The 26,730-nt window shown below is 75.6% G+C and carries 27 protein-coding genes and 1 pseudogene; 19 read left to right on the top strand and 9 right to left on the bottom strand.

Annotated features, from left to right (window positions below):
• The first annotated feature begins 93 nt into the window (after positions 1-93).
• A complete protein-coding gene (locus tag WCD58_RS27365) occupies positions 94-1,716 on the top strand; it encodes an AMP-binding protein (RefSeq protein WP_337706272.1) in 1,623 nt (540 codons plus the stop codon).
• Here WCD58_RS27365 and WCD58_RS27360 read toward each other — a convergent pair.
• Complete coding sequence (locus WCD58_RS27360) at positions 1,685-2,863, bottom strand: cation:proton antiporter (protein WP_337706271.1); 1,179 nt, start codon at positions 2,861-2,863, stop codon at positions 1,685-1,687. The genes WCD58_RS27365 and WCD58_RS27360 overlap by 32 nt on opposite strands.
• Before the next feature lie 7 nt (positions 2,864-2,870).
• On the bottom strand, positions 2,871-3,353 hold the full coding sequence (locus WCD58_RS27355) for a cation:proton antiporter regulatory subunit (RefSeq protein WP_337706270.1): 483 nt from the start codon (positions 3,351-3,353) through the stop codon (positions 2,871-2,873).
• A 366-nt stretch (positions 3,354-3,719) separates the two neighbouring features.
• Here WCD58_RS27355 and WCD58_RS27350 point away from each other — a divergent pair, with 366 nt between their 5' ends.
• Positions 3,720-5,900 (top strand): HNH endonuclease signature motif containing protein, encoded by a 2,181-nt coding sequence (locus tag WCD58_RS27350; RefSeq protein ID WP_337706269.1) that lies wholly within the window; start codon positions 3,720-3,722, stop codon positions 5,898-5,900.
• Positions 5,901-6,109: 209 nt separating this feature from the next.
• On the opposite strand, the gene dapD is transcribed toward WCD58_RS27350, so the two are convergent.
• Positions 6,110-7,096: a 2,3,4,5-tetrahydropyridine-2,6-dicarboxylate N-succinyltransferase gene (gene dapD / locus WCD58_RS27345; RefSeq protein ID WP_337706268.1), complete on the bottom strand. Its 987-nt coding sequence runs from the start codon at positions 7,094-7,096 to the stop codon at positions 6,110-6,112.
• 40 nt (positions 7,097-7,136) lie between these two features.
• Here dapD and WCD58_RS27340 point away from each other — a divergent pair, with 40 nt between their 5' ends.
• Entirely contained in the window at positions 7,137-7,772 is a 636-nt protein-coding gene (locus tag WCD58_RS27340; RefSeq protein WP_337706267.1) for a DUF1275 family protein, read from the top strand.
• A gap of 49 nt (positions 7,773-7,821) precedes the next feature.
• A complete protein-coding gene (gene dapE / locus WCD58_RS27335; protein WP_337706266.1) occupies positions 7,822-8,901 on the top strand; it encodes a succinyl-diaminopimelate desuccinylase in 1,080 nt (359 codons plus the stop codon).
• Between the two features lie 52 nt (positions 8,902-8,953).
• On the opposite strand, the gene wrbA is transcribed toward dapE, so the two are convergent.
• Positions 8,954-9,586, bottom strand: a complete 633-nt coding sequence (gene wrbA, locus WCD58_RS27330) for an NAD(P)H:quinone oxidoreductase (RefSeq protein ID WP_337706265.1) — start codon at positions 9,584-9,586, stop codon at positions 8,954-8,956.
• A gap of 123 nt (positions 9,587-9,709) precedes the next feature.
• Here wrbA and WCD58_RS27325 point away from each other — a divergent pair, with 123 nt between their 5' ends.
• Together WCD58_RS27325 and WCD58_RS27320 are read left to right on the top strand one after the other, a co-directional pair.
• On the top strand, positions 9,710-10,489 hold the full coding sequence (locus WCD58_RS27325; RefSeq protein ID WP_337706264.1) for an LOG family protein: 780 nt from the start codon (positions 9,710-9,712) through the stop codon (positions 10,487-10,489).
• Positions 10,486-11,067 (top strand): LOG family protein, encoded by a 582-nt coding sequence (locus WCD58_RS27320; RefSeq protein ID WP_337706263.1) that lies wholly within the window; start codon positions 10,486-10,488, stop codon positions 11,065-11,067. The genes WCD58_RS27325 and WCD58_RS27320 overlap by 4 nt, the downstream gene beginning before the upstream one ends.
• Here WCD58_RS27320 and WCD58_RS27315 read toward each other — a convergent pair.
• Entirely contained in the window at positions 11,014-11,766 is a 753-nt protein-coding gene (locus WCD58_RS27315) for a dihydrofolate reductase family protein (RefSeq protein ID WP_337706262.1), read from the bottom strand. The two genes, WCD58_RS27320 and WCD58_RS27315, sit on opposite strands and share 54 nt — an antisense overlap.
• Positions 11,766-12,656, bottom strand: coding sequence for a dihydropteroate synthase (gene folP, locus WCD58_RS27310; protein WP_337706261.1), 891 nt, complete (start codon positions 12,654-12,656; stop codon positions 11,766-11,768). Before folP ends, WCD58_RS27315 begins: the two co-directional genes overlap by 1 nt.
• A 53-nt stretch (positions 12,657-12,709) precedes the next feature.
• On the opposite strand from folP, the gene WCD58_RS27305 reads away from it, so the two are divergent.
• The 6 genes and pseudogenes from WCD58_RS27305 (at position 12,710) to WCD58_RS27280 (ending at position 17,184) form a co-directional block, all read left to right on the top strand.
• Positions 12,710-13,642 carry a glucosyl-3-phosphoglycerate synthase gene (locus WCD58_RS27305; RefSeq protein WP_337706260.1) on the top strand — a complete coding sequence of 311 codons (933 nt, stop codon included), beginning with the start codon at positions 12,710-12,712 and terminating at the stop codon, positions 13,640-13,642.
• 36 nt (positions 13,643-13,678) lie between these two features.
• Positions 13,679-13,957 (top strand): annotated as a pseudogene (locus WCD58_RS27300) (DivIVA domain-containing protein); the annotation flags it as partial.
• Positions 13,958-14,196: 239 nt separating this feature from the next.
• The gene (locus WCD58_RS27295; protein ID WP_337706259.1) at positions 14,197-14,658 is read left to right on the top strand and encodes an SRPBCC family protein; all 462 of its coding nucleotides are present in this window, start codon (positions 14,197-14,199) and stop codon (positions 14,656-14,658) included.
• Positions 14,655-15,272, top strand: coding sequence for a DNA-3-methyladenine glycosylase I (locus tag WCD58_RS27290; RefSeq protein WP_337706258.1), 618 nt, complete (start codon positions 14,655-14,657; stop codon positions 15,270-15,272). Before WCD58_RS27295 ends, WCD58_RS27290 begins: the two co-directional genes overlap by 4 nt.
• A 152-nt stretch (positions 15,273-15,424) precedes the next feature.
• Positions 15,425-15,592, top strand: a complete 168-nt coding sequence (locus WCD58_RS27285; protein WP_133827309.1) for a DUF3117 domain-containing protein — start codon at positions 15,425-15,427, stop codon at positions 15,590-15,592.
• A gap of 14 nt (positions 15,593-15,606) precedes the next feature.
• Positions 15,607-17,184, top strand: coding sequence for a leucyl aminopeptidase family protein (locus WCD58_RS27280; RefSeq protein ID WP_337706257.1), 1,578 nt, complete (start codon positions 15,607-15,609; stop codon positions 17,182-17,184).
• Here the strand turns inward: WCD58_RS27280 and WCD58_RS27275 are convergent.
• Positions 17,173-17,964: an O-methyltransferase gene (locus tag WCD58_RS27275; protein ID WP_337706256.1), complete on the bottom strand. Its 792-nt coding sequence runs from the start codon at positions 17,962-17,964 to the stop codon at positions 17,173-17,175. The genes WCD58_RS27280 and WCD58_RS27275 overlap by 12 nt on opposite strands.
• A gap of 218 nt (positions 17,965-18,182) precedes the next feature.
• On the opposite strand from WCD58_RS27275, the gene sigE reads away from it, so the two are divergent.
• The 5 genes from sigE (at position 18,183) to WCD58_RS27250 (ending at position 22,584) form a co-directional block, all read left to right on the top strand.
• On the top strand, positions 18,183-18,863 hold the full coding sequence (gene sigE / locus WCD58_RS27270; protein ID WP_337706255.1) for an RNA polymerase sigma factor SigE: 681 nt from the start codon (positions 18,183-18,185) through the stop codon (positions 18,861-18,863).
• Positions 18,860-19,474: a zf-HC2 domain-containing protein gene (locus tag WCD58_RS27265; protein ID WP_337706254.1), complete on the top strand. Its 615-nt coding sequence runs from the start codon at positions 18,860-18,862 to the stop codon at positions 19,472-19,474. The genes sigE and WCD58_RS27265 overlap by 4 nt, the downstream gene beginning before the upstream one ends.
• A 129-nt stretch (positions 19,475-19,603) precedes the next feature.
• Complete coding sequence (locus WCD58_RS27260) at positions 19,604-21,274, top strand: S1C family serine protease (RefSeq protein WP_337706253.1); 1,671 nt, start codon at positions 19,604-19,606, stop codon at positions 21,272-21,274.
• Positions 21,275-21,284: 10 nt separating this feature from the next.
• Positions 21,285-21,713 carry a Sec-independent protein translocase protein TatB gene (gene tatB, locus WCD58_RS27255; RefSeq protein ID WP_337706252.1) on the top strand — a complete coding sequence of 143 codons (429 nt, stop codon included), beginning with the start codon at positions 21,285-21,287 and terminating at the stop codon, positions 21,711-21,713.
• A gap of 97 nt (positions 21,714-21,810) precedes the next feature.
• Positions 21,811-22,584, top strand: coding sequence for an adenylate/guanylate cyclase domain-containing protein (locus tag WCD58_RS27250; protein ID WP_337706251.1), 774 nt, complete (start codon positions 21,811-21,813; stop codon positions 22,582-22,584).
• Here WCD58_RS27250 and WCD58_RS27245 read toward each other — a convergent pair.
• The gene (locus WCD58_RS27245; RefSeq protein ID WP_337706250.1) at positions 22,535-23,062 is read right to left on the bottom strand and encodes a MarR family winged helix-turn-helix transcriptional regulator; all 528 of its coding nucleotides are present in this window, start codon (positions 23,060-23,062) and stop codon (positions 22,535-22,537) included. The genes WCD58_RS27250 and WCD58_RS27245 overlap by 50 nt on opposite strands.
• A gap of 81 nt (positions 23,063-23,143) precedes the next feature.
• Here WCD58_RS27245 and WCD58_RS27240 point away from each other — a divergent pair, with 81 nt between their 5' ends.
• The gene (locus WCD58_RS27240; RefSeq protein WP_337706249.1) at positions 23,144-24,016 is read left to right on the top strand and encodes a dioxygenase family protein; all 873 of its coding nucleotides are present in this window, start codon (positions 23,144-23,146) and stop codon (positions 24,014-24,016) included.
• Positions 24,017-24,221: 205 nt separating this feature from the next.
• The gene (gene rsgA / locus WCD58_RS27235; RefSeq protein WP_337706248.1) at positions 24,222-25,277 is read left to right on the top strand and encodes a ribosome small subunit-dependent GTPase A; all 1,056 of its coding nucleotides are present in this window, start codon (positions 24,222-24,224) and stop codon (positions 25,275-25,277) included.
• A gap of 10 nt (positions 25,278-25,287) precedes the next feature.
• On the opposite strand, the gene WCD58_RS27230 is transcribed toward rsgA, so the two are convergent.
• Complete coding sequence (locus tag WCD58_RS27230) at positions 25,288-26,424, bottom strand: Mrp/NBP35 family ATP-binding protein (RefSeq protein ID WP_337706247.1); 1,137 nt, start codon at positions 26,422-26,424, stop codon at positions 25,288-25,290.
• Between the last annotated feature and the right edge of the window lie 306 nt (positions 26,425-26,730).

The following is a 26,730-nucleotide window of genomic DNA, read 5'->3' as shown; positions in this document are numbered from 1 at the left end:
TAGGCCGATCGGTCGGTCGCCGGCCACGTCCCGTGACACGGCTCACGTCAGCGAGCACCGTGGTGCCCGGGCGGACGAGCGAAGGGGACCACGATGGCCACGACCGGTGTCGACGAGGCGTCGTACCGCAGCGGGGACACCTCGGCGCCGCTGTCCGAGCAGACGATCGGGGACGCGCTGCGGGAGGCGGCCGCGGCCGGTCCCGACCGGCGTGCGGTCGTCGAGGGCGCGCCGGGACCCGGCCCGCTGCGCACGCTGACCTACGGCGAGCTGCTGATCCGCGCCGAGGCGGTGGCCCGCGCGCTGCTGACCCGCTTCCGGCCGGGCGAGCACGTGGCGGTGTGGTCGGGCAACTCGCTGGCGTGGATCGAGCTCGAGTACGGGGCCGCGCTCGCGGGGCTCGTGCTCGTCACCGCCAACCCGGCCTACCAGGCCTCCGAGCTCGCCTACGTGCTGCGGCAGTCGCGCACCGCGGGGCTGTTCCACGTCGCGAGCTACCGCGGGAACCCGATGGCCGACATCGTCGCGGAGATCCGTGACGACCTGCCCGACCTGCGCGAGGTCGTCGACCTCGCGGAGCTCGACGAGTTCGTCGCGACCGGCGACCCGGACGCGGAGCTGCCGTCGGTGCGCCCCGACGACCGGGTCCAGATCCAGTACACGTCGGGCACCACCGGGTTCCCGAAGGGCGTGCTGCTGCGCCACCACGCGATGCTCGAGAACGCGCGCCTGACCCTGCAGCGCATGGGCGTGGGCCCCGACGACGTCTGCGTCTGGCCGATGCCCCTGTTCCACACCGCCGGCTGCGGGATGGGCGTGCTCGGCGCGCTCACGACGGGGGCCACGATCGTCTACCTGACGGTGTTCGACCCGGCCCGCCAGCTCGAGCTGATCGAGGCGGAGCGCGCGACGATCTCCGGCGGCGTGCCGACGATGCTCATCGCGATCCTCGCCCACCCCGACCTCGCGACGCGCGACACGTCGTCGCTGCGGTGCACGTTCTCCGGCGGCTCGCCGGTGCCGCAGGAGGTGGCGCGCGCCGTCGAGGAGCGGCTGGGCGGCCGGATGTCGATCGTGTTCGGGACCACGGAGACCGCGCCGATCGTCACCGCCACGTCGCCCGACGACCCCGAGGACGTCCGCACGGGGACGCTCGGGGCGCCGCTGCCGCACACCGAGGTGAAGATCGCCGACCCCGTCGACGGCGAGGCCGTGCCCGTCGGCACCGTGGGCGAGCTGTGCGTGCGCGGCTACTGCGTCATGGAGGGCTACTACGCCCGGCCCGAGGCCACCGCGGCCGTGCTCGACGCGGCCGGCTGGTACCACACCGGCGACCTCGCCTCGATGGACGCGCAGGGCACGCTGCGGGTCGAGGGCCGGATCAAGGACATGATCATCCGGGGTGGCGAGAACGTCTACCCGCGCGAGATCGAGGAGCTCCTGCAGCGCCACCCCGGCGTCGCCGAGGTCGCCGTCGTCGGGTGCCCCGATCCGCACTGGGGGGAGACCGTCGCCGCGTTCGTCCGGCCCGCGGGGGACACGGCGCCGACGGCCGAGGAGCTGCACGCCTGGTGCCGCGCCCATCTGGCGGCGTTCAAGACGCCCGCGAGCTGGCACGTCGTCGACGTCATGCCCGTGACGGCGTCGGGGAAGATCCGCAAGAACGTGCTGCGGGAGCGCCTGGTCACGGCGGGGACGGACGCAGGCGGCGCATGACCGCGCCGTGCACGGGCTCGACGACGCGCGCGGCGACCGGACCCAGGACGGCCATGAGCAACACGTAGGTCGTCGCCAGCGGGGCCAGGCCGGGGTCGACGGACCCGGTGGTCAGCGCGAGCCCCGCGATGACGATCGAGAACTCCCCGCGTGCGACGAGCACGGCCCCCGCGCGCCATCGTCCGAGACGCCCGACGCCGATCTGACGCGCGGCGAACCACCCGGCGGCGATCTTCGTCGCCGTCGACACCACCGCTAGCGCGATCGCGGCCGGCAGCACCGCCGGGATCTGCCGCGGGTCGGTGTTGAGCCCGAACACCACGAAGAACACCGCGGCGAACAGGTCGCGCAGCGGCGCGAGCACCCGCGTGGCGCTCTCGGCGGTGTCCTCGGAGATCGCGATGCCCAGCAGGAACGCGCCGACGCCCGCCGAGACCTGCAGCTGCGAGGCGATCCCGGCGACCAGCAGCGCGATGCCGAACACCCGCAGCAGGAACACCTCGGAGCTCGGCGACTCGACGACCGCCGACACCACCCGCCCGAACCGCAGCGCGACGACGAGCACGACGACGAGCAGCGCCAGCGCGATCCCGACCGTGCGCAGCCCGGCGGCCAGGCCGAGCGCGGCCAGGGCCGCCGTGGTGATCGGCAGGTAGAGGGCCATCGCGAGGTCCTCCATGACGAGGACCGAGAGTACGGCGGGCGTCTCGCGGTTGCCGAGCCGCCCCAGCTCCTCGAGCAGCTTCGCGACGATGCCCGACGAAGACACCCACGTGACGCCGGCCATCGCGAGCGCGCCGAGCGGGCCCCACCCGAGGATCAGCGCGGTGATCGCGCCCGGCGCGGCGTTGAGCACCATGTCGACGAGCCCGGCGAGCCACGACCGTCGCAGGCCCCCGACCAGGTCGGACGCCGAGTACTCGAGCCCGAGCAGCAGGAGCAGCAGCACCACCCCGACCTCGCTGGCGATGCCCGTGAACGGCTCGATGCCCTCGAGGGGGACGAGGCCGCCGGTGCCGAACGCGAGCCCGCCGAGCAGGTAGAGCGGGACCGGGGAGATGCCCAGGCGCCCCGCCAGCCGCCCGAGCACGCCGAGACCGAAGAACAGCGCGCCCAGCTCGATCAGCGAGAGGGCGGAGGAGTGCACGCGCCGGTCAGCCGCCCTCGAGGATCGCCGCCGCCTGCCCGAGCCCCTCGCCGGTGCCGACGACGACGACGAGGTCGCCGGCGCGGAACACGAAGTCCGGCCCGGGCGACGGCGACACGACGTGGTCGCGGACGACGGCGACGATCGAGGTGCTGGTGCGCGTGCGCATCGCCGTGTCGCCCAGCGTGCGGCCGTCGTAGGGCGAGCCGACGCCGACCGGGAACTGGGCGGTGCTGATGCCCTCGACCTCGCGCTGCTGGTCCTGCAGCTGGGCGACGAGGTTGGGCGCGCCGAGCAGGGTGCCGAGTGCCTGGCCCTCCGCGTCCGACAGCGCCACCGAGGCGCTGCAGGCGTCCGGGTCCTCGCGCGCCGAGACGAGCAGCTCGCGGTGGCCGTCGCGGTGGGTCAGCACCCCGATCCGCCGCCCGGACGCGGTGTCGAACTCCTGCTTGGTGCCGATGCCGGGCAGCCGGGTCACCTCGACGTCCACACGCCCAGTTTACGAGTCGTTCCACACCGCGCTCGCGATCACCTCCGGGAGGTGGTCGGCACGGGGTGAGGGCGGCCTGCCCGCGGAGCCGGGCGATGGCGCTGATGAGCGCGCCGGCAGTGCGCGCCTGTCGCGGACCCTGCGCCGCGGCGGCGCCCTGTCCCCGGTCCACCCGCTCGCTGTCGGGCCCCGGGGCGCGCGGAGTGTCAGCGGCGTGGCGCTGCAGACGTTGGGTGTCCGTAACGCCACGCGCTCGCCGCGGCGGGGGCCACCTCCTCCATCGTTACCAATCCGTGACCTGCACCCTTGCGGTGACCTGCGCTTTCTCGGGCGACGTTGTCGGGGGTCGGTTCTAGCGTTCTTCCCGTGAGCGTGGAGCAGGATCAGCGGCCTGGGCTGGCGGCCCGGCTGTCGGGTCGTGCGCCGGATGCCGATCTGGTGGGGGTGCTCGACGGCGTCGATCCCACCTCGCTCACGGGTGAGGACCTCGCCGCCTACGTGCGGGCGCGGTTCGCGGTGCACAACCGCGCCGAGGCCCAGCTACTCGCCGGGCTGCGCGAGCTCGGCCTGGCGGTGGAGGACCCCGACGGGCGCCCGCGGCGGTTGCCGAGCTCGGATGAGTTCTCCGGCGACGAGGTCGCCGGGGTGCTGGGCTGTTCACGCACCATGGCCTCGCGGCGCCTGGAGCTGGCCGAGGATCTGTTCTCGCGGTTGCCGGCGCTGGGGGCGGCGTTGTGGCGCGGCGTGTTGGACGAGTCCAAGGTGCGCGCGATCAGCGAGTGTGTGGCTGATCTGTCCGCCGACCACGCCCGCCTCGCGGTGGCCGAGGTGCTCGACGAGGCCGGCGGGTTGCCGGTGATGGCGCTGCGCGAACGGGTCACCGAGATTGCGCTGGCGCTCGACCCGGAGTGGGCCGAGCGGCGCCGCCGGCGCGCGGAGGCGCGCGGGCGGTTGGAGCTGCGGGCGAACCCGTCGGGGACAGCGACCTTGTCGTTCGTCGACGCCCCGTCTCTGGAGGGGATCGCGTCGACCTCGCGGGTGGAGGCGGTGGCGGCGCAGCTTCGGGCGGCGGGGGTGCTGACCCCGATCAACCGGCTGCGGATGCAGGTCGGGATGCGGCTGTTGAACGGGTCCACCGCCGGGATGACCGACCCGGAAGTGGTCGCCCTGCTCACCGCGGAGTACCACGCCGCGAACGGTCCCGACTCCGATGGCGAGGGCCCCGAAGACGGGCCGAACGACGGACCGGACGACGGGCCCGACGACGGGCCCGACGACGATGGCCCGGACACCGGCGACCCTGGCGACGGGCCGGAGGACCGCGGGCCCAGCCCCGACGGGGGCTCCGACGGGGGCTCCGACGGGGGCTCCGGCGAGGACTCCGGCGAGGACTCCGACGAGGACTCCGACGAGGACTCCGACGAGGACTCCGACGAGGACTCCGACGAGGACTCCGACGAGGACTCCGACGAGGACTCCGACGAGGACGGGCCGGGCGGCCGCCACGACCTCGACCTCGCGCTGCCCGCGCCGGGCTCACCCGCCGCGCAGGGTGTCCTCGACCTCAACGGACTACCCGATCCGGTGGTCGAGCCCGAGCCGGTCGAGCCCGAGCCGGTGGTGCCACGGGCCGGGCGGGTGCGCCACGGCACCGTCGAGATCCGCCTCCGGCTGACCACCGCGCTCGGACTCGACCAACACCCCGCCACCGTGCCCGGCTTCGGGGCGGTCACCGCCCAGATCGCCCGCGACCTGATCGCTCAACGCCACCGCGGGGAGTGGCGGGTCGTGCTCGTCGACGACGACGGGCACCTCCAGCACGTCCTGCTCGCCCGCAGCCGACCAACCCGCCCCCGCAACCACGCACGGGTGCGGGGGCGGGCACCGGGCGCGACCCGGACCGGGGCCATCGTCGAACTCCACGTTCCGACGACACTCCTGGCCGCCCTGGACCCCGACGATCACGGCCTGTGGGGTCCGCTGCTGCGCGAACTCCACGCCCGGCTCACCGACCTCGAGACCACCGGGCGGCTCGGGCTGCCCCCGGACGCCGACAGCGGGCCCGCCGACTGGTTGCGTCGGCGGCCGGGTGCCGAGGCCGAGCGCTGGACCCGCGCCCGCGACCGGCACTGCATCGTCCCGTGGTGTCGCCGCGCCGCGCACCGCGCCGAGATCGACCACACCCGCGACCACGCCCACAGCGGCCCGACCGTGACCTGGAACCTCGGCGCCTGGTGCAGCCACGACCACCGCGCCAAACACCACGCCGGCTGGCACGTGCGCCAACCCCTACCCGGCTGGTTCGTCATCCGCACCCGCGCCGGGATCACCCACACCACCCGGCCACCACGCATCCTGCGACCACTCCCGACACCCAGCCCGGCGCAGCGCCCGCGACCACTCCCCGACGACGGCCGGGCCGACACCGACGGCGAGTACCTCGACGACTGGCGACGACGCTTCGCCGCCAAGTTCGGCAAGGCCAGCACCCCACCCGCCCCTGAACCGCCGGCCCGCCACGACCCCGACGACCCGCCGCCCTTCTGAGGGCGCGCCCGCCCCGGCGCGGCGGGATCAGTCGCCCATCGCCGCGCGGCCGCCCCGGCGCAGCCGCCATCCGCTCGGGCGGGATCGGTCGCCACCCGTCAAGGTGGGATCAGTCGCCACCCGTCACGGCGGGATCAGTCGCCACCCGCCACGGCGGGATCAGTCGCCACCCGCCACGGCGGGATCAGTCGCCACCCGCCACGGCGGGATCAGTCGTTCGCGTGCAGCGCCGCGTTCAGTTCCACCTTCGCGCCTTCGGTGCGCGGCAGGGCGTGCACGGCACCGGTGACCGAGTCGCGGCGCAGCAGGAGCCCCGAGCGCCCGGAGAGCTCGGCCGCCTTGACCACGCTGCCGTCGTCCAGCGTCACCCGCGTGCCCGCGGTGACGTAGAGGCCCGCCTCGACGACGCAGTCGTCGCCGAGCGAGATCCCGATGCCGGCGTTGGCGCCGAGCAGGCAGCGCTCGCCGATCGAGATGACCTCCTTGCCGCCGCCCGAGAGCGTCCCCATGATCGAGGCACCGCCGCCGACGTCGGAGCCGTCGCCGACAACGACCCCGCCGGAGATGCGACCCTCGACCATCGAGGTGCCGAGCGTGCCGGCGTTGAAGTTGACGAAGCCCTCGTGCATGACCGTGGTGCCGCTGGCCAGGTGGGCGCCGAGGCGCACCCGGTCGGCGTCGCCGATCCGCACCCCCGACGGGATCACGTAGTCGACCATGCGCGGGAACTTGTCCACCGAGTAGACGGTGACCGGCCCGCGGGCGCGCAGCCGGGCGCGGACCCGCTCGAACTCGGGCACCGGGCACGGGCCGTGGTTGGTCCACACGACGTTGGCGAGCAGGCCGAACATGCCCGAGAGGTCGACGCCGTGCGGGGTGACCAGCCGGTGGGACAGCAGGTGCAGGCGCAGGTAGACGTCGTAGGCCGACGCGGGCGGGCCGGTGAGGTCGGCGACCGTGCGCACCGCGACCACCTCGACGCCACGCGCCTCGTCGGGGCCCAGCGCCTCGACCAGCGAGGGCTCGAGCTCGCCGGCGGGCACGACGACCGTGCCCGGCTCCTCGGCCATCCCGTCCGCGGCGTCCGAGAGCTCGGGCAGCGGATACCAGGTGTCGAGGACGGTGCCGTCGAGGGCCACGGTGGCGAGGCCGACGCCGACGGCGCGGGAGGAACGCGGGGCAGCGGGAGTGCTCATCGTGCGCCAGGCTATCCGGCCGACACCCGAGGAGGCGCACGTGACCGAGCTCGTCGCCGGGCGCGCGGCCTCCCGGGTCGCGACGGCCTCGACGCTGCTCGCGGCGGCGTCCGGCGTCGTCGACCTGTGGGCCGTGACGAGCCTGGGCGGGCCGTTCGCCGGGGTCGTCACCGGCAACCTCGTCACCGTCGGCGGCGCCGCCGGGCGGGGCGACGCGACCGCGCTGTGGCCGCCGCTCGTCGCGGTGCTCGGGTTCGCGGCCGGGGTGGCGGTGTGGTCGTTCGCGTGGCGGCGGCGGACGCAGGCCGTCGGGTGGCCGCTGGGGGCGGAGCTCGCGGTGCTCGCCGCCCTGGCGGTGGGGTGGGTCCTCGCCGCCCCAGCGCTGGTCCTCCTCGCCGGCGCCGCAGTCGCGATGGGCGGGCAGAGCAGCATCGCGCTGCGGCTGGGGGAGTCGACGACCTACCTGACCGGCACGCTGACCGGCGCCGTCGCGGCGCTCGTCACCGGCGGCCCGCGCGGACCGGTGGCGGCCCTGAAGCAACTGGCGGCGGTGGTGGTCGGAGCGGCCGCCGCGGCACTCCTGCTGGCCCTGCTCCGGTCGGCGGTACCGGTGCTGGCGATCGTCCTCGTCGTCGTTGCGCTCGTCGTTCTCGGACGTCGGCCCACCGCTCGATGAGACGACGGCTCACTCCAGCAGACCGACCACCCGGTTAGCCTCGGGCCGCGTGAGCGCTCCTCCCGTCACCCTCGACCTGCTGGCCGATCCCGTGTCGCTGACCGCCGCTCTCGTCGACGTGCCGAGCGTGTCCGGGAACGAGGAGGCGCTCGCCGACGCCGTGCAGGCCGCGCTGGCCGCCCAGGCGCCGCACCTGGAGCTGCTGCGCTCGGGGCAGGCCCTGCTCGCCCGCACCCGGCTGGGGCGCCCGCGCCGGGTCCTGCTCGCCGGGCACCTCGACACTGTGCCGATCGCCGACAACGTCCCCTCGCGGCGCGACGGCGCCACGCTCTACGGCTGCGGCACGAGCGACATGAAGTCCGGGGTCGCGGTGATGACGCACCTCGCCGCTGCGCTGACCGAGCCCGCGCACGACGTGACGCTGGTGCTCTACGACTGCGAGGAGATCGAGTCCTCCCGCAACGGCCTGGGGCGCCTCGAGCGCGAGCACCGCGACTGGCTCGACGCCGACCTCGCCCTCCTCGGCGAGCCCACCTCCGGGCAGGTGGAGGCGGGCTGCCAGGGCACGCTGCGCGTGGTGGTGCGCACCAGCGGGCGGCGGGCGCACTCGGCGCGGTCGTGGCTGGGGGAGAACGCGATCCACGCCGCCGCGCCGGTGCTCGCCCGGCTGGCGGAGTACACGGCGCGCGAGGTCGACATCGACGGCTGCCGCTACCGCGAGGGCCTGCAGGCGGTGAAGATCGCCGGGGGCGTGGCCGGCAACGTCGTGCCCGACGCGTGCGAGGTGACCGTCAACTTCCGCTTCGCGCCCGACCGCAGCCTCGACGACGCCCGCGCGCACGTCGCCGACGTCCTCGCGGGCTTCGCGCTCACCGAGACCGACGCCGCCCCGGGCGCCCTGCCGGGGTTGAGCGCCCCGGCGGCCGGCGACTTCGTCCGCGCGACCGGCACGACCCCCGTCGCCAAGTACGGCTGGACCGACGTCGCCCGCTTCGCCGCGCTCGGGATCCCGGCGCTGAACTTCGGCCCCGGCGACCCGAACCTCGCCCACACCCGCGAGGAGTCGGTGCCCGTCGGGGCGATCTCGGACGCCTGCGACACCCTGCGCACCTACCTGACGCGCGCGTAGGGGCAGCGAGGGTCACCCTCGCTGCCCCCGACGCACCCGGGGAGTCCCTCGGTCAGATCGCGGCGACCTCGCTGCGGCCCGCGACGAGCTGGCGCGTCACGGTCGCGATGCGCTGGCCCGCGTACTGCGTGGCCCGGCGCGTCTCCTCGGAGATCGGGATCGAGCCCTGCCCGTCGACGTGCGACGGGCCGTAGGGGTTGCCGACCTGGAACTGGATCGGGTCGGTGTAGCCCGGGGTCACGAGCACGCCGCCGAAGTGGTGGATCGTGTTGTAGAGCGCGAGCAGCGTCGACTCCTGACCGCCGTGGGCGGTCGCGGTCGAGGTGAAGCCCGAGTAGACCTTGTCGGCGAGCTGGCCCTGCGCCCACTGCGGCCCGAGCGTGTCGATGAACTGCTTGAGCTGCGCGGCCACGTTGCCGTAGCGCGTCGGCGTGCCGAACACGACCGCGTCGGCCCAGAGCACGTCGTCGGCGGTGGCCTCGGGGACGTCCGCGGTTGCCTCGGCGTGCTGCGCCCAGGCCTCGTTCGACGCGATGGCCTCCGGCGGCGCCAGCTCGTGCACCTTGCGCAGGCGCACCTCGGCGCCCGCGCCCTCGAGCCCCTTGGCGTAGTCCTGGGCCAGCGAGTGGATCGTGCCGGTGGAGCTGTAGTAGATGATCGCGACCTTCGGCGTGACCGTCGCCACGGTGCATGCCTCCCTCGAGAAGAAGTTCGTCTTTCAACCACAGGCGTGCCACGCGGCGGCCCGGCGCAAACCGTTGGCCCCGCGGCCCGGCCCCGTTCGGGTGGTGCTCCTACGCTCGGCGGCATGCTCCACGACGACCCGGCGGGCCAGGACGCGACGGCGCCCCGCCCGACGACCATCGACCGCCGTCGCCCGGAGCACCGCGACCCGGCCCGACTGAGCTCCACGACCGACCAGCGCCTGCTCGACTCGCGCGGTCCCGTCGACTGGGTGCACTCCGACGCCTGGCGCCTCCAGCGCATCCAGGCCGAGTTCGTCGAGGGCTTCAGCGTCCTCGCCGAGATCCCGCGCGCGGTCACGGTGTTCGGGTCGGCCCGCACCCCCCGCGAGCACCCCGACTACGCCCTCGGCATGGAGCTTGGCGGGGCGCTGGTGCGCGCCGGCTACGCCGTCATCACCGGCGGCGGTCCGGGCGCGATGGAGGCCGCCAACCGCGGCGCGTCCGAGGCCGGCGGGCTCTCGGTCGGCCTGGGCATCGAGCTGCCGTTCGAGCAGGGCCTGAACCCGTGGGTCGACCTCGGCGTCGGGTTCCGCTACTTCTTCGCCCGCAAGACGATGTTCGTCAAGTACGCCCAGGCGTTCGTGTGCCTGCCCGGCGGGTTCGGCACGCTCGACGAGCTGTTCGAGGCGCTGGTGCTCGTGCAGACCGGCAAGGTCACGCGGTTCCCGGTGGTCCTGCTCGGGACCCGCTACTGGGGCGGGCTCCTGGAGTGGCTGAAGGGCCCCGCCGTCGAGGCCGGGACGATCAGCGAGCGCGACGTCGACCTCGTGCACCTCACCGACGACATCGACGAGGTCGTGAAGATCGTCGAGGAGGGCTTCCGCGAGGTCGTCGGTTCATGAGGCCGTTCGCGGTCTGCGTGTTCTGTGCGTCGGGGCCGGTCCCCGAGCCCTTCATCGCCCTGGCCGGCGAGGTCGGCGCCGCGATCGCCGCGCGCGGGTGGAGCCTCGTCTCCGGCGGCGGACGGGTGTCGATGATGGGCGCGGTCGCCCGGGCCGCGCGCGAGGGCGGCGCGCGCACCGTCGGCGTCATCCCCGAGGCGCTGGTGGCCCACGAGGTCGCCGACGACCAGTCCGACGAGCTCGTCGTCGTCGCCGACATGCGCACCCGCAAGGGCGAGATGGACGCGCGCAGCGACGCGGTGCTCGCCCTGCCCGGCGGGCTCGGCACGCTCGAGGAGCTGTTCGAGGCCTGGACGTCGGGCTACCTGCGGATGCACGACAAGCCGGTGGTCGTGCTCGACCCCGACGGCTTCTACGACCCGCTGTTCAGCTGGCTCGAGAGCCTGGTCGGCAGCGGGTTCGTGTCGGCGCGCGGCATGGCCGGCGTCGTGCGCACCACGACCGTCGCGGAGGCGCTCGACGCCCTAGCGACGCCGCAGGTAGCGGACCAGCAGCGTGCCGTCGTCGACCAGCAGTGACCCGACGTCGAACCGCGCCGGTGGGCTGAGGGCCTCGGCGCTGCGGGCCATGCGCGCGGCGTGCCCCGCGACCGCGAACGGCGCGTAGCTCACGCGGATCTCGTCGACGAGGTCGCACGCGAGCAGGGTGCCGACGAGCCCCGGCCCGCCCTCGCAGTCGATCCGGCGCAGGCCGCGGGCGGCGAGCTGCGCGACCGCGTCGGCGAGGTCGACGTCCCCCTCACCGGCGACGATCACCTCCGCGCCCGCGTCCTCCCAGGCCTGCCGCTTCCCGGCGCCGGCGGCGCTCGTCACCACGATCGAGGGGACCGCGACGTCGACGATGCTCGTGGCGTCCGCCGGCAGCGACGACCCCGAGGTGACCAGCGCGAGCGGCGCGACCGGGGCCAGGCCGTGCCGCGCGCGCCGCGCGGCGGTCGTGGCGTCGGGGCGCAGGCCCGGGTAGTCCTCGGCGACGGCGGTGCCCGCGCCGAGCAGCACGACGTCGGCGAGGTCGTGCGCCAGCGCGAAGACCCGCCGGTCGGCCGGCGTCGACAGGCCCGCCGAGCGCCCCTCGACCTCGATGCCGCCGTCGAGCGAGCTGACGAAGTTCACCGCGAGCCAGGAGTCCCGGAGCGCAGAACCAGCGGGGTAGGTGTAGAGCTCCTCGAGCGCGGCGTCGTCCAGTTCCGCCACGGGCGGCGGCCAGACCTGTTGCATCACATCCAGCGCTCCGCGCGCGACGGCGGCCGGTCGCCGAGCACGCTCGCCACCATCTCCAGGGTCTGGCGGGTCTCCTCGACCTGGTGGGCGCGCACCATCGTCACCCCGGCCGCCGCGGCGAGCGCCGTCGCCGCGAGCGTGCCCGTGAGGCGCCCGTGCAGCGGCACGTCCAGCGTCTCGCCGACGACGCCCTTGTTGGACATCGCGAGCAGCACCGGCGTCCCGGTCGCGACGAGACGCGGCAGCCCGCGGAGCACCTCGAGGCTCTGCAGCGTGTTCTTGCCGAAGTCGATGGTCGGGTCGAGCAGGAGGCCCTCGCGGGGGACGCCCGCCGCGACCGCCCGCTCGGCCAGCGCCGTGGTGACCTCGACGACGTCGCCGACGACGTCGTCGTACGTCGGGCGGACCGGGTCGGTGCGCGGGGTGAGCCCGCCGGTGTGGGCGCAGACATAGCCCGCCCCGTAGGCGGCGGTGACCGGCAGGATGTCCGGGTCCCAGCCCGCCCAGCTGTCGTTGACGAGGTCCGCGCCCGCCTCGAGGCAGGCCCGCGCGACCTCGGCGCGGTAGGTGTCGATGCTGATCGCGAGCTCGGGGTGCTGCTCGCGGGTCCAGGTCAGGGTGGGCAGCAGCCGGTCCAGCTCCTCGGCGACCGACACGTCGGGGCCGGGGCTCGCGGGCACGCCGCCGAGGTCGACGACGTCGGCGCCCGCGGCGACCGCGTCGTCGATCGCCTTGCGGGCGTCCTCCGGGGCCCAGGTGCTGCCCTGGTCGTAGAACGAGTCGGGCGTGCGGTTGACGATCGCCATGATGAGGGCGCGGTCACGGCGCAGGTGCCGCCCGCGGAGCACCATGTGCGTCAGGGTGGGATCGGCCGCGGCGCTCGCCATGCCGTCTTGATACACGATCTCCAGGGTCCCCCAGAGACGAGGAGCGACGCAGGGTGAGAGCGGGGACCGAGGACTGGTTCGCCCGCCGGACCTGGTCACGGCCGCCCTGGACCGCCGGCGGACTGGTCGCCGCGAAGGCGGGCCGGACGGTGTCGGTGGTGCTGCCGGCGCTCGACGAGGAGGCCACCGTCGGCGGGGTCGTCGCCGCCGTGCGCCCGCTGCTGGGGACGCTCGTCGACGAGATCGTCGTCGTCGACTCGGGCTCCACGGACGCGACGGTGGCGCGCGCCCGGGAGGCCGGGGCGCGCGTGGTGTCCCGCGACGCGGTGCTGCCCGGTGTGCCCGTGCGACCGGGGAAGGGCGAGGTGCTGTGGCGCTCGCTCGCCGCGACGTCGGGCGACCTCGTCGTGTTCCTCGACTCCGACCTCGTCGACCTCGGCCCCGACTTCGTCGTGAACCTGCTCGGGCCGCTGCTGACCGTGGACGGCGTCGCGCTGGTCAAGGGCTTCTACGCGCGGCCGCTGCGCATGGCGGACCACGACGCCGTGCTGACCGGCGGCGGGCGGGTCACCGAGCTCACCGCGCGCCCGGCGCTCGCCTCGCTGCGCCCCGAGCTCGCCGGGGTGGTGCAGCCGCTCGGCGGCGAGTACGCCGCGACCCGCGAGCTGCTCGAGTCGCTGCCGTTCGCCGCCGGCTACGGCGTCGAGATCGGGCTGCTGCTCGACACCCACCGCGAGCGCGGGCTCGACGCGATCGCCCAGGTCGACCTCGGCGTCCGCAAGCACCGCCACCGCACGCTCCGCGCGCTCGGGGCGACGGCCGCCGAGGTGCTCGACGCGGTGGTGCGCCGGTGCGTGCCGGGGCACCCGGGCGCGGACCCGCTCACGCAGTTCGTCCCCGTCGACGGCGACTGGCTCCCCGACGAGCAGACCGTCGCCACCACCGACCGCCCGCCGCTCGCGACACTGCGGGCGACCGGGAGCTGACGGAGACGTTCGGGGTCGGCACCTACGATCGGGCCCATGGGCAGTGCGCTGGTGTACGTCATCGTGGTCGGCCTCGTGGCCGCCGCGGTCTACCTGCTCGCTGCGTTCGTCTTCGGCCGCGGCGAGGAGCTGGCCCCGATGCCGCCCGGCGCGACGCCGACGCGGCTGCCCGCGCGCGACCTCACCGGCGGCGACGTGCGCGACCTGCGCTTCCAGCAGACACTGCGCGGCTACAAGTGCAGTGAGGTCGACTGGGCGCTCGAACGCCTCGCCGCGGAGGTCGACGCGCTGCGGGCGCGCGTGGACGCGATGGAGGGTGGCGGGGAGGCGCGCCCGGCCGTGGAACCGGCGGCGGTGCTGCGGACGAACGGGCACGCGAGCGGGGACGGCCTCGCCGACCCGTCACCCACCGACCCGACCGTGCCGGCGGGCGCCGGCACGACGCACGACGCCGACCGGCGGCACTGAGCGGGCACCCAGCAGGTTCGAGCGCGTGGCGTTGCGGACGTCGAGTGTCTGCGACGCCACGCCGCTGACACATCGCGAGGAGAGGCATGGCGCGGCGCGAGATCACGGTGTCGGTGGACGTCGACGCCCCCGTCGAGACGGTGTGGCGTGAGGTCACCGACTGGGAGAACCAGGGCGACTGGATGCTCGGGACGTCGGTGAAGGTCACCCACGGCGACGGCGTGAGCCTCGGGACGCGGATCGCCGCGTTCACCGGCGTCGGGCCGGTGGGGTTCACGGACACGATGGAGCTGGTCGGCTGGGACCCGCCGCACCGGGCGACCATGCGCCACACCGGCAGCCTGGTGCGCGGCAGCGGAGTCTTCACCGTCGTCGAGCGCCGGGGTGACGACGGCCGCGAGGGCTCCACGTTCACGATGAGCGAGCAGCTCGACCTGCCGCTGGGCCCCCTCGGGGCGCTGGGCTGGCCGGTCGTCAGGCCCGCCTTCGCCTGGGGCCTCCAGCGCTCGCTGGACGACCTGGCCCGGCGGTGCGAGAGCCGGACGTGACCGTCGCGGTCGTCGGCACCGACGGCGTCGGCCGCTGCCCCTGGGGCGCGGGGGACGGCCTGCTCGCCGGGTACCACGACACCGAGTGGGGCCGCGAGCTGCGCGGACGCGACCCGCTCTACGAGCGGATCAGCCTCGAGGCGTTCCAGTCGGGGCTGTCGTGGCTGATCGTGCTGCGCAAGCGGCCGGCGTTCCGCGCCGCGTTCGCCGGCTTCGACCCGGAGGCGGTGGCCCGGTTCGGCGACGACGACGTCGCGCGCCTGCTCGCCGACGCCGGGATCGTCCGCAACCGCGCCAAGATCGAGGCGACGATCGCCAACGCCCGCGCCGTCCTGGAGCTCGCCGAGCGCGGCGAGGACCTCGACACCCTGCTCTGGTCGTTCGCCCCGCCCGCGCGGGAGGCGCCGCCGGCGGGCTTCGAGGACGTCCCCGCCACCACCCCGGAGTCGACCGCGATGGCCAAGGCCCTGCGCGCCCGCGGCTTCCGGTTCGTGGGGCCGACGACGTGCTACGCGATGATGCAGGCGACCGGGATGGTCGACGACCACGTCGCCGGCTGCTTCCGCGCGATCGGGGCCGCGGGGGACGCCGCGGGGGCCGCGGAAGGCGCCTGACCGGGGCGGACACGCCCGGATGATCGCTCCGGTGTCGTGCCTGTCGGGTCCATAGGGAAGAATCGTCGCTTGTCACACGGCGCTCGCTCCCCGGTCCCCCTCGCGGGCGACACGGGGAACGAAGACGACCAAGCTCGCGGAGGGAGCACGCTATGGCGGCCATGAAGCCCCGGACCGGTGACGGTCCCCTCGAGGTCACCAAGGAGGGGCGCGGCATCGTGATGCGCGTGCCGCTCGAGGGTGGGGGGCGCCTCGTCGTCGAGATGACGGCGGACGAGGCGGGCGACCTGCGAGAGGCTCTGCAGGGCGTGGTCGGCTGAGCACCCCGACCTCCGTGGGGCGGGAGGGCGCCGGCCCCGCGGTCGCCGTGCCGTACGCGGCTCCGGCGCTGCCCACCCCGCTCGCCGTCCTCACCACCGACGTCCCTCCCGGTGACGACGACGCCGCGGCCACCGTGAGGTGGCGGCGTCGCGACCACCCCACGGACACCCGGGCCGACACCGACACCGACCCCGCCGCTCCCGCGGACGCCACCGACGACGCCGGCCACGGTGCCGTCGAGGGTGCTCCGCCGGGGTGGCGGCCGTCGGCGGGGTCGGTCGCCGCGCTGCCCGGGGCGGCCCCGGTGGGCTGGCTCGTCGGCGTCGGGGAGGGCCGCGCGCAGGACTGGCGGGCCGCGGGCGCCGCGGCGGTCCGCGCCCTGCGCGACGCCCCGGCGAGCGCCGTGAGCAGCGGCGACGAGGGTGACGAGCGCGTCGCCGTCCTGCGCCCCGACCGGCCCGAGGACACCCCGGACTCCGCCGGCGACTGGGCGTCGCTCGCCCTCGGCGTCGTCCTCGGCTCCCACCGGTTCACGCTGCGGTCCGACGCGACCCCGGCCCGGCTGCGGGTGCACGTCGACGTCCCCGCCGAGCACCGCGCGGACGTCGAGCGGGCGATCGAGCTCGCCTCGGCCACCGCCCGCGCCCGCGACCTCGCGGACACGCCCTCGGGCGCGAAGTCGCCCGCCTGGTTCGCGGACACCGCGGTCGCGCTGGTCGGCGACGCCGACGGCCTCGAGGTCACCGTCCGGGACGAGCACTGGCTCGCCGCGGAGGGCTTCGGCGGCGTCCTCGCCGTCGGCGGCGGGTCGTCCCGCCCGCCGCGGTTCCTCGAGCTCCGCTGGTCGCCGCTCGGCGCAGGAGACCACGTCGTCCTCGTCGGCAAGGGCATCACGTTCGACACCGGCGGCATCTCGATCAAGCCGAACGCCGGCATGGCGGACATGCGCACCGACTGCGCCGGCGGCGCCGCGGTCGTGGCCGCCCTGCGCTCGCTCGCCCGGCTCGGCGTGCCGGTGCGGGTCACCGGCCTCGTCCCGCTCGCCGAGAACCACGTCTCCGGCTCGGCGTACCGGCCCGGCGACATCGTGCGCCACCGCGGCGGCACCACCACCGAGGTCACCAACACCGACGCCGAGGGGCGCATGGTGCTCGCCGACGCGATCGCCTACGCGCTCGAGGAGCTCGCGCCCGACGTGGTCGTCGACGTCGCCACGCTCACCGGGGCGATGAAGGTCGCCCTCGGCGTCCGCACCGGCGGCGTCTTCGCCAGCGACCCGGGCCTGCGCGCGGCGATCGCCGCGGCCGGCGAGGCGACGGGGGAGGCGTGGTGGCCGATGCCGCTGAGCGCCGACCTCGACCCGGACGTCGACTCCACGATCGCCGACGTCCGCCAGGCCCCGGGCGGGCCGGGCGGCATCGCGGCGGCCCTGTTCCTGCGCCGCTTCACCGACGGGCGGCCGTGGGCCCACCTCGACATCGCCGGCCCGGCGCGCTGCGACAGCCCGCACGAGGAGGTCGCCAAGGGCGCCACGGGCTTCGCGGCCCGCACGCTCGTCGAGTTCTGCGCCGGGCGCGCCTCAGGACGCTGACGTGTCCCGCAGGGTCGCGCAGAGCAGGCCCTCGGCGATCGGCAGCACGAGCGGCACGAGGCGCTCGTCCTCGCGGACCCGGCGCACGGTCTCGCGCAACGCGCCCGCGACGGCCTCGCGGCGCACAGGATCGGCGAGCCGGCCCTGCCACAGCACGTCGTCGACGACCACCACGCCGCCCGGGCGCAGCAGGCGCAGCGACGCCTCGAGGTCGCGGGGGAACTCGGTGGTCACGCCGTCGACGAGCACGAGGTCGTAGCCGGCGTCGGAGAGCTTCGGCAGCACCTGCCGCGACGTCCCTTTGATCATGCGGACGCGACCGGGGGCGAAGCCGGCCTCGGCGCACGCCGCGCGGGCCCGCACCTGGCGCTCGCCGTCGGGGTCGATGCTGGTGAGCAGGCCGTCGGCGGGCATCCCGCGCAGGAGCGCCACCGTGCTCAGCCCGAGCCCGGTGCCGATCTCGACGACCGCGCGGGCGCGCGTCGAGGCGGCCAGGAACGTCAGGGCCGCCGCGGTGGCGGGCGCGACCGGGACGACGCCCTCCGCGGTGCAGCGCTCGCGCAGCCCGGCGAGCAGCTCGTCCTCGACGAGGAAGGCCTCCGCCCGCTCGGCGACGCGGGTCCGGGCACGGGCCGCCGCCTCGGACTCGTCGGGACCGTCGGGACCGCCGGCGCCCACCGGGGCGCTCGCCTCCGGCTTGCGGACGGCGCGCAGCGGCCGCGACGTGCCGCGCACGCCCCCGCGCCCGCCATCACGCCCACCGGGGCGTCCCGTCGCCATTCGAGCAGGCTAGATCGCCCGGACCCCGGGGCGCGGCGTGCCGCGCCGACACGCCGACCACACGGTCGGGGTGAGGGCGGGATCACGCCCACCTGCGGAAACTCAGGGCCCTCTCAGCTCGACCTCACCCCTGTGACATGACGGGCCGCCAGAGTGGTGCCCACGTCGCCGGAACCCCGACCGGCCGCCGTCAGCCGAGCCGAGGAGCACGCACCCCGATGCCCGACCGACCCGCCCCCGCCGCCGACACCGTCTCCCCCGGTCCGGTGTCCGACGGTCACCGACCGTCCTCGGGCGGCACGGCCCTCCTCGAGCGTCCCGAGAACGTGACGGGCACCGACGACGCCTTCGCCGCGGAGGCCGAGGCCTGGGTGCCGCCGACCTGGGACGACGTCGTGCGCCAGCACGCCGACCGGGTCTACCGCCTGGCCTACCGCCTCACCGGCGACGCCCACGACGCCGAGGACCTCACGCAGGAGACCTTCATCCGCGTGTTCCGCTCGCTCGCGGGCTACAAGCCCGGCACGTTCGAGGGCTGGCTGCACCGCATCACGACCAACCTCTTCCTCGACATGGTCCGCCGCCGCGCCCGCCTGCGGATGGAGGGCCTCCCCGACGACACCGACCGCCTGCCCGGCGGCGGCCCCGACCCCGAGCAGGTCTGGTCCGAGGCCCACCTCGACCCCGACCTGCAGGCCGCCCTCGACGCGCTCGCCCCCGAGTTCCGCGCCGCGGTCGTGCTCTGCGATGTGGAAGGTCTCTCGTACGAGGAGATCGCGGCGACCCTGGGTGTCAAACTGGGAACCGTGCGAAGCCGCATCCACCGCGGGCGTCAGGCCCTGCGCGCAGCGCTCGAGTCCCGTGCCGTCGACTCCGCCTCACCACGGAGCTCGGCATGATCTCCGGGCGCCCCGGGGGCGCGGGCTGGTCGCGGCGGTTCACCGACGCCGGCCACCTCGCGCTCGACGCCGTCGTCGCGTTCGTCGACGACGAGCTGCCGCCCGGGCCCGCGCACCGCGCCGCCGCCCACGTCGACCGGTGCCTGTCCTGCGCCGCCGAGGTCGGCGCCCAGCGGCAGGCCCGTCGCCGGGTCCGCGCCGCCGGCGGCCCCGCCGTGCCGAGCTCGCTGATCAGCGCCCTCTGCAACATCCCCGACGCCGCGCCCGTCCCGCAGGCACCCGCGGGCCTCGCGGTGGGTCCCGACGGCGAGATCGTCGTCGCCGCCGAACCGGCCGGTGACGACTCCGGCCCCCGGGGTCGCCGCTGGCCCCGCCGCCGCACGCTGGGCCTGCCCGTGGCCGTGAGCTCCGGGGTCGTCGTCGGCGCCGCCGCGCTCGCGGCGTTCGCCGGGCCGGCGGCCGTGTCCGGCACCGCGCCGTCCTCGGCAGCGACCGTCCCCGCGCTGCGGAGCGTCGCGCCCCAGGTCACCCCGACCGCCGCGGCCGCCGACCTGGCCGTCCGCGACCGGGCGGGTGCGACCCCCGGCCTGCCGGGTCCCGGCGCCCCCTGACCGGACCTTCACCACCACGGTCGCACGCTGTGACGGTGTCGACGCGTGCCGCGCCCCGAGGCTCTACGGTGGTGGGGCGATGAGCAGCACCCTCGAGCGGCCCGCCCGCCTGCCCACCCGGGACCCGCGATGACCGGACCCACCGACCCGCACGGGTCGCCGCACGGCTCCCGGTCCGAGACCGGCCACGAGCAGGCGAACGGCCACACCAACGGCCAGACCAACGGCCAGACCAACGGCCAGACCAACGGCCAGAGCAACGGTCAGGGCGCCCCCCACGCGAACGGCCACGGCTCGACCAACGGGCACGCGAACGGGCACGCGAACGGGCAGGGCAACGGGCAGGGCAACGGCCACTCGAGCGGCCACCGCGCCGCCGACGAGCGCGAGCTGGCCGCGGTCTTCGGCCGCCCCTCGGGCGTCGAGGGCGGGTTCTCCGACCGCGAGCGCGGACGCCCGCGCCCGTCGGGCCGGGGCGAGCCGCCCGCACCGGCCCTGGTCGCGGCGTTCGGCCGGCCGGAAGGGCCGGGCGCGTCGTCGCTGCAGCGCCCCGAGCGCCGTGCCGACGTCGACGAGGACGGTCCCGACGACTTCTGGGAGAACGAGACCGCCACCACCGACCCGTGGCGCGACCCCGATGCGGGCGCGGAGCTGGGCGGGCCGGCGCTGGGGGAGTCGCGGCGCGGCGAGGCCGTGCGCCCGGTGGGTCCGCGGCTCTCGGCCCGCGAGCTCGTGCTCGGCCGGCGGGTGGCGCCCACCGCGCTCGCGCTGCTGGCCGCGGTGGCGCTGCTGCTCGGCGCGGTCGGCGGTGTCGTCGGCTGGGCCGTCGCGGGCGGCGCCGACAGCCTCGTCGACCCGGGCGCGACGCTGACCCCGGTCGAGACGGGGCGGGAGCGCCCGCCGGGCTCGGTGGCCGACGTCGCCGGGCGCGTCGCCCCGGCCGTGGTCTCGCTCGAGCTGCAGGCCGGCAGCAGCGGCGGCACCGGCTCCGGCGTGGTGCTGACGCCCGACGGCTACATCGTCACCAACAACCACGTCGTCGAGCTGGCCGCCAACGACCCGCGCGCGAGCCTCGAGGCCGTCTTCGCCTCGGGGATGCGGGCGCCCGCCCGCGTCGTGGGGCGCGACCCGCAGACCGATGTCGCCGTGGTGAAGGTCGACGTCGCCAACCCGGTCGTCGCCCAGCTCGGGCGCTCGTCGGACCTGCGTGTCGGCGACGGCGTCATCGCCATCGGGTCGCCGCTCGGCCTCGCCGGCACCGTCACCGAGGGCATCGTCAGCTCGGTCGACCGCCCGGTGCGCCTCGACGCCGAGTCGGCCGAGGCCAACCCCGTCATCGACGCCATCCAGACCGACGCGGCGATCAACCCCGGCAACTCCGGCGGCGCGCTCGTCGACACCTCCGGCGCCGTGGTCGGGATCAACACCGCGATCCGCACGCTGGGCGGGGGCGAGGGCGGGTCGATCGGCCTGGGCTTCGCCATCCCGATCGACGACGTCCGCACCATCGCCCAGTCGATCATCCGCACCGGCGGCTACACCCACAGCGACCTCGGGGTGAACGCCAAGTCGGTCACCGACGGCACCGCGGACGGCGCGCAGGTCCTCAACGTCCGCGGCGGCGGACCGGCGTCGCGCGCCGGGCTGCAGGAGGGCGACGTGGTGCTGCGCGTCGACGACCGCCCGATCGCGTCCGCCGACGAGCTCGTCGTGGCCGTGCGCGAGCACGCCCCCGGCCAGACGATCAGCCTGGGCGTCGTCCGCGAGGGCCGACCGCTGACGCTGCAGGTCACGCTCTAAGGGGGCCGGGGTGTTCGACAACATCGGCTGGCCCGAGCTGCTCGTGCTCGCGCTGGTCGGGCTGTTCGTGCTCGGCCCGGAGCGGCTGCCGGCGGCGGCGTCGTGGGTCGCGAACACCGTGCGCACGATCCGCGACTACGCCACCGGCGCCCGCGACCAGCTGCGCCAGGAGCTCGGGCCCGAGTTCGACGAGCTGCGCAAGCCGCTCGAGGACCTGCGCTCGGTGCGCGACCTCGACCCGCGCCGCGCCGTGCGGCAGAACCTGTTCGCCGAGCCCCCGGCCGACGGCACGTGGAGCGGGTCCGCGACGCCCGGGACGGCCGCGGCCGCCACGCCGGCGCCGCCGACGAACGGCACCTCCGCCCCGGCCGCGCCCCGGGCCCCCGGCAAGCCCCTCGGCCCCGGCGAGATCGCCCCGGTCGACCCGGACGCGACCTGACCCCCCGTGTCACTGCTCACGACGGAGGCTCGCGGCTCGATCACCGTCCGGGCTGACTGTTACTTTCGGTAACGTGCTTGCGCATCAGCGTGACCCGGTGCGCCGTCGGATGCTCGAGGCGGCCGGGCGGATCGACAGCGACCCGCGCCTGCTCGCCGCGCTCGAGTGGGCCCGCTCCCGCCTCCCCGGCGACCCCGCGTACGGCGACCCGCTCTCGACCGGTGACGACGCCGTCGGCCGGCTCGCGGCCCAGCTCGCCCCGCTGGCCGCGACCCGCCCGAGCGTGCTGCGCGAGGTCGGGCTCACCGCCCTGCAGGTCTGGCAGGCGCACGCGGGCGTCGAGGAGCGCCCCAGCGACGAGCACGTGGTGGTGCTGTTCACCGACCTGGCCGGCTTCTCCGACTGGACCCTCGAGGTCGGCGACGACGTCGCCGTGCACGCGCTGCGCCGCGTCGGCGCGGCCGTGGAGCCGCTCGTGCGCCGCCGCGGCCGCGTGGTCAAGCGCCTCGGCGACGGGCTCATGGCCGTGCACCCGAGCGTCGAGGACGCCGTCGAGGTGGCGCTGGCCGCGCGCGACGCGGTCGGCGAGCTCGACGTCGACGGGTACCGCCTGCACCTGCGCGCCGGGGTGCACGTCGGCACCCCGCAGCAGCTCGGCGGCGACTACTACGGGCGCGACGTCAACATCGCGGCCCGGATCACCGACGCGGCCGGGCCGGGCGAGGTCTGCGTGTCGAGCCCGACCCGGGCGCTGCTCGACGGCGGGCGGTTCGCGACGTTCCCGCTGAGCCGGCGCCGCGGCAAGGGCGTGCCCCCGGACATCACCCCGTGGCGGGTCGGGCGTCGGGCTCCGGAGGGGCTTCCCGGCTGAGCGGGTTGGCCCGCATGCCCCCGGCGGGGTCGAGGCGGCCCAGGATCGCCGCGGTGACGCAGGCCAGCGACGAGACGCCGTCGTCGTCGAGCGCGTCGAAGATGAGCCGGCGCACCTCGGCGGCGTGGCCGGGCGCGGTCTCGCGGACCTTCTCCAGGCCCGCGTCGGTGAGCCGCGCGACGGTGACGCGCCCGCTCTCCGGGGACGGCTCGCGTGTCACCCAGCCCTGCTGCTCCAGGCGCGCGACGACGTGCGAGAGCCGGGAGAGCGAGGAGTTCACGGTGGCCGCGAGCGCGCTCATGGGCAGCGTGCGGTCCGGCGTCTCGGAGAGCATCGCCAGCGTGAGGTAGGAGAACTGGGTCAGCCCGGCGTCGCGCTGCAGTTGTGCGTCCAGTGCCGCGGGGAGGAGCGTCATCACCGCGGCGGTGCGCCGCCAGGCGCGCTGCTCGTCGTCGTCCAGCCAGGGCCCCTCGTGCATGGGCCCCACATTACTTGATGCTTCAACTTATGTCAGGTACCGTCCGGAGTTGAAGGATCAACCTGTGACCAGGGAGTCGCCATGGACCCGTTCGCCACCGCCCACCCGGGAGCGGCGTTCGACGCCTACGAGCCGGGCGCGCGCGAGCGCGCCGCGCTGCGCACGCCCTGGCGGCCCGAGGACGGCCCGCTGCCCGCGCTGTACGTCAGCCACGGGGCGCCGCCGCTGTTCGACGACGCGGAGTGGATGACCCGCCTCGGCGAGTGGGCCGACCGGCTGCCGACCCCGAAGGCGATCCTCATCGTCTCGGCGCACTGGGAGTCGGCGCCGCTGACGCTGTCGAGCGCCGAGGCCGGCACCCCGCTGGTGTACGACTTCGGGGGCTTCGCCGAGCGCTTCTACCGGATGACCTACGCGACCCCCGACGCCACGGCGCTCGCCGAGCGGGTGGCCGCGACGCTGCCCGACGGGCAGCCGGCCCACACCTCGCGGCGCGGGCTCGACCACGGCGCCTGGGTGCCGCTGAAGGTCATGTACCCGCTGGGCGACGTGCCCGTGCTGCAGATGAGCCTGCCGACCGAGGACCCGGACCGCCTGCTCGCCATCGGCGCGCGCCTGCGCGAGCTGCGCAGCGAGGGCGTGCTCGTCATCGGCTCCGGGTTCATGACCCACGGGCTGCCGTTCCTCACCCGCGAGATGCTCGCCGGGCAGGACACCCCGGGCTGGACCGGCGACTTCGACACCTGGGCCGCCGAGGCCCTCGACCGCGGCGACCTCGAGACCCTGCACCGCTTCCGCGACGCCCCGGGCATGCCCTACGCGCACCCGACCGCGGAGCACTTCGTGCCGCTGTTCGTCACCCTCGGCGCGGCCACGGACCCCGAGGGCCCGGTGACGACGACGATCGACGGGAACATGTGGGGCCTGTCCCGCCGGTCGCTCCAGGTGGCCTGACGGTCACGGGAAACGGGCTGGTGCGCGCCGACCCCGCGCGCCATCCTGGTCGGTGACCGGGGCGAGTGCCCCGGGGACGACTTCGAGGAGTGAACGCCATGGCCGCCCGCCACGGGCGCCAGGTGAGGCGCCGTCACGCCACCTCTCGGTGACGCCGGCCGTGTGAACGCGGCGCGGCGTCCTGCTCGAAGGGTCGTACCCCGCAGTGTTCCCGTCTCTCTCGCACGACACGTCTCCTGACACCACCGTCCTGGCCTCCTACGGCTGGGACGACTCCTGGTCCGCCCTCGCCGGCCCGCTCGCGGCGCCCGGCGCCGTGCCCGGCCGCGTCGCCCGCGTCGACCGCGGTCGCGTCGACGTCCTCACCGGCACCGGGCGTGTCCGGGCCGACTCCCGCCCCCACGCCCTCGCGGTCGGCGACTGGGTGCTGCTCGACGGCACCTCGGTGGCCGCCGTCCTGCCCCGGCGCACCACCCTCGCCCGCGCCGCCACCTCCGGGCGCTCGGAGGCCCAGGTGCTGGCGGCCAACGTCGACACCGTTCTCGTCACCGTCCCCGCCGAGTCCGCGGCGCGCGCCGGGCGCGTCGAGCGCCTCGTCGCCCTGGCCTGGGAGAGCGGGGCGACGCCGGTGGTCGTCGTGACCAAGACCGACCGGTGCCCGGACGTCGCCGCCGTCCTCGAGGACCTGGCGCTCTCGGCGCCCGGTGTCGAGGTCGTCGCGGTCAGCGTCGTGACCGGTGACGGCGTCGACGACGTCGCCGCCGCGGCCCGGGGCACCACGGTGCTCGTCGGCCCGTCGGGCGCGGGCAAGTCGACGCTGGCCAACGCCCTGCTCGGCGACGACGTGCTCGCCGTCGGCGAGGTCCGCGCCGTCGACGGCAAGGGCCGGCACACCACGGTGCACCGGGAGCTGATACCCCTGCCCACCGGCGGGGTCCTGGTGGACACCCCGGGCCTGCGGGCGGTGGGCCTCCGCGACGCCGCCGAGGGCATCGACCGCGCCTTCGCCGACGTCGTCGACCTCGCCGACGGGTGCCGGTTCACCGACTGCGCCCACGAGAGCGAACCCGGCTGCGCGGTGCGCGCGGCCGTGGAGGGCGGCGAGCTCCCGGAGCGGCGCCGGGAGGCCTACCGCAAGCTCCAGCGCGAGGACGAGTGGGCGGCGGCGCGCACCGACGCCCGCCTCGCCGCGGAACGGCGCGGGAGGTGGAAGCGGATCACCAGGGACCAGCGCGCCGCGTACCGGGCACGCGGGCGCTGAGCCCCGGTCGTCAGCGGCCGGTCGGCGAGATGTTCAGCGACATCCCCGCGAGGCCGCGGGAGCGCACGGAGAGCTTCTCGGCGACCGCGCGCAGGGCGGCGCCGGCGGCGGACTCCGGCTGGGTGAGCACCAGCGGCATGCCGGCGTCGCCGCCCTCGCGCAGGCGGGTGTCGATCGGGATCTGGCCCAGGAGCGGGACGTTGCCGCCCACGGACTTCGCGAGCGAGTCGGCGACGACCTGCCCCCCGCCGGAACCGAAGAGGTCGAGCCTGGAGCCGTCGGGCATGTCCATCCACGACATGTTCTCGATGACCCCGGCCAGCCGCTGGCGGGTCTGCAGCGAGATCGCGCCCGCGCGCTCGGCGACCTCGGAGGCCGCCTGCTGCGGCGTGGTGACCACGAGCAGCTCGGCGTTCGGGATCAGCTGCGCGACGGAGATGGCGATGTCGCCGGTGCCCGGGGGCAGGTCGAGCAGCAGGATGTCGAGGTCGCCCCAGAACACGTCGGCGAGGAACTGCTGCAGCGCGCGGTGCAGCATCGGGCCGCGCCAGACCACGGGGGTGTTGCCCGGGGTGAACATGCCGATCGAGATCAGCTTCACGCCGTGGCTCTGCGGCGGCATGATCATGTCGTCGACCTTGGTCGGCTTCTCCTCGGTGCCGAGCATGCGCGGCACCGAGTGGCCGTAGATGTCGGCGTCGACCACGCCGACCTTCAGGCCCTTGTCGGCCATCGCGGCGGCGAGGTTCACCGTCACCGACGACTTGCCGACCCCGCCCTTGCCGGACGCCACCGCGTACACGCGGGTCAGCGAGCCCGGCTGGGCGAACGGGATGACCGGTTCGTCGGCGTCTCCGCGCACGGTCTTGCGCAGCTCACGGCGCTGCTCGTCGTCCATGACGTCGAGCTCGACCGACACGGTCGTCACCCCGGAGACCGCGGACACCGCGTCGGTGACCCGCCGGGTGATGGTCTCCTTCATCGGGCAGCCGGCGACGGTCAGGTAGACGGCCACCTCCACCTTGCCGTGGTCGAGGACGTTGATGTCCTTGACCATGCCCAGCTCGGTGATCGGCTTGTGGATCTCGGGATCCTCGACGCCGGCCAGAGCGGACCGGATCGCGTCGACGGATGGTGCTGCGGCCATCGGACCCTTCTCGGACTCGGCTGGGTCGGTCCCGGGGAGTCGGCGCCCCGCGCCGGGACCGGGGCGGGCGCATCGGAGCCCCGCCGACTGGAGCCCATGCTACGTGCCGCTCCCCGCGCACCGGCGGGCACGCGGAGCGTCGCCCGTCACCCCGGGCTCACGGGCACGTCACGCGGCGTGCACGCGTACCCGTCAGTAGCCGTTGCGGTGCGGGTCCGGGTCCGGCGAGCTGCCCGCACGGGCCTGGTCGAGCACCCGGGCCAGCGCCTGTTCGAGGTTGCGGGCGACGGCCCGGTCGACGGCCTT

This window comes from Actinomycetospora flava, from assembly GCF_037400335.1.
Lineage (GTDB): Bacteria > Actinomycetota > Actinomycetes > Mycobacteriales > Pseudonocardiaceae > Actinomycetospora > Actinomycetospora flava.
This window is presented reverse-complemented; position numbering and strand designations above follow the sequence as displayed.

Bases quoted from the DNA above. Each gene is read 5' to 3' on its own strand.
- WCD58_RS27245 (WP_337706250.1), bottom strand. From the start codon at position 23,062: ATGCACGAGGGGCCCTGGCTGGACGACGACGAGCAGCGCGCCTGGCGG.
- dapD (WP_337706268.1), bottom strand. From the start codon at position 7,096: ATGAGCACTCCCGCTGCCCCGCGTTCCTCCCGCGCCGTCGGCGTCGGC.
- WCD58_RS27315 (WP_337706262.1), bottom strand. From the start codon at position 11,766: ATGCAACAGGTCTGGCCGCCGCCCGTGGCGGAACTGGACGACGCCGCG.
- sigE (WP_337706255.1), top strand. From the start codon at position 18,183: ATGCCCGACCGACCCGCCCCCGCCGCCGACACCGTCTCCCCCGGTCCG.
- WCD58_RS27325 (WP_337706264.1), top strand. From the start codon at position 9,710: ATGCTCCACGACGACCCGGCGGGCCAGGACGCGACGGCGCCCCGCCCG.
- WCD58_RS27230 (WP_337706247.1), bottom strand. From the start codon at position 26,424: ATGGCCGCAGCACCATCCGTCGACGCGATCCGGTCCGCTCTGGCCGGC.
- WCD58_RS27260 (WP_337706253.1), top strand. From the start codon at position 19,604: ATGACCGGACCCACCGACCCGCACGGGTCGCCGCACGGCTCCCGGTCC.
- WCD58_RS27365 (WP_337706272.1), top strand. From the start codon at position 94: ATGGCCACGACCGGTGTCGACGAGGCGTCGTACCGCAGCGGGGACACC.
- WCD58_RS27265 (WP_337706254.1), top strand. From the start codon at position 18,860: ATGATCTCCGGGCGCCCCGGGGGCGCGGGCTGGTCGCGGCGGTTCACC.
- WCD58_RS27275 (WP_337706256.1), bottom strand. From the start codon at position 17,964: ATGGCGACGGGACGCCCCGGTGGGCGTGATGGCGGGCGCGGGGGCGTG.
- WCD58_RS27240 (WP_337706249.1), top strand. From the start codon at position 23,144: ATGGACCCGTTCGCCACCGCCCACCCGGGAGCGGCGTTCGACGCCTAC.
- folP (WP_337706261.1), bottom strand. From the start codon at position 12,656: ATGGCGAGCGCCGCGGCCGATCCCACCCTGACGCACATGGTGCTCCGC.
- WCD58_RS27295 (WP_337706259.1), top strand. From the start codon at position 14,197: ATGGCGCGGCGCGAGATCACGGTGTCGGTGGACGTCGACGCCCCCGTC.
- WCD58_RS27285 (WP_133827309.1), top strand. From the start codon at position 15,425: ATGGCGGCCATGAAGCCCCGGACCGGTGACGGTCCCCTCGAGGTCACC.
- WCD58_RS27320 (WP_337706263.1), top strand. From the start codon at position 10,486: ATGAGGCCGTTCGCGGTCTGCGTGTTCTGTGCGTCGGGGCCGGTCCCC.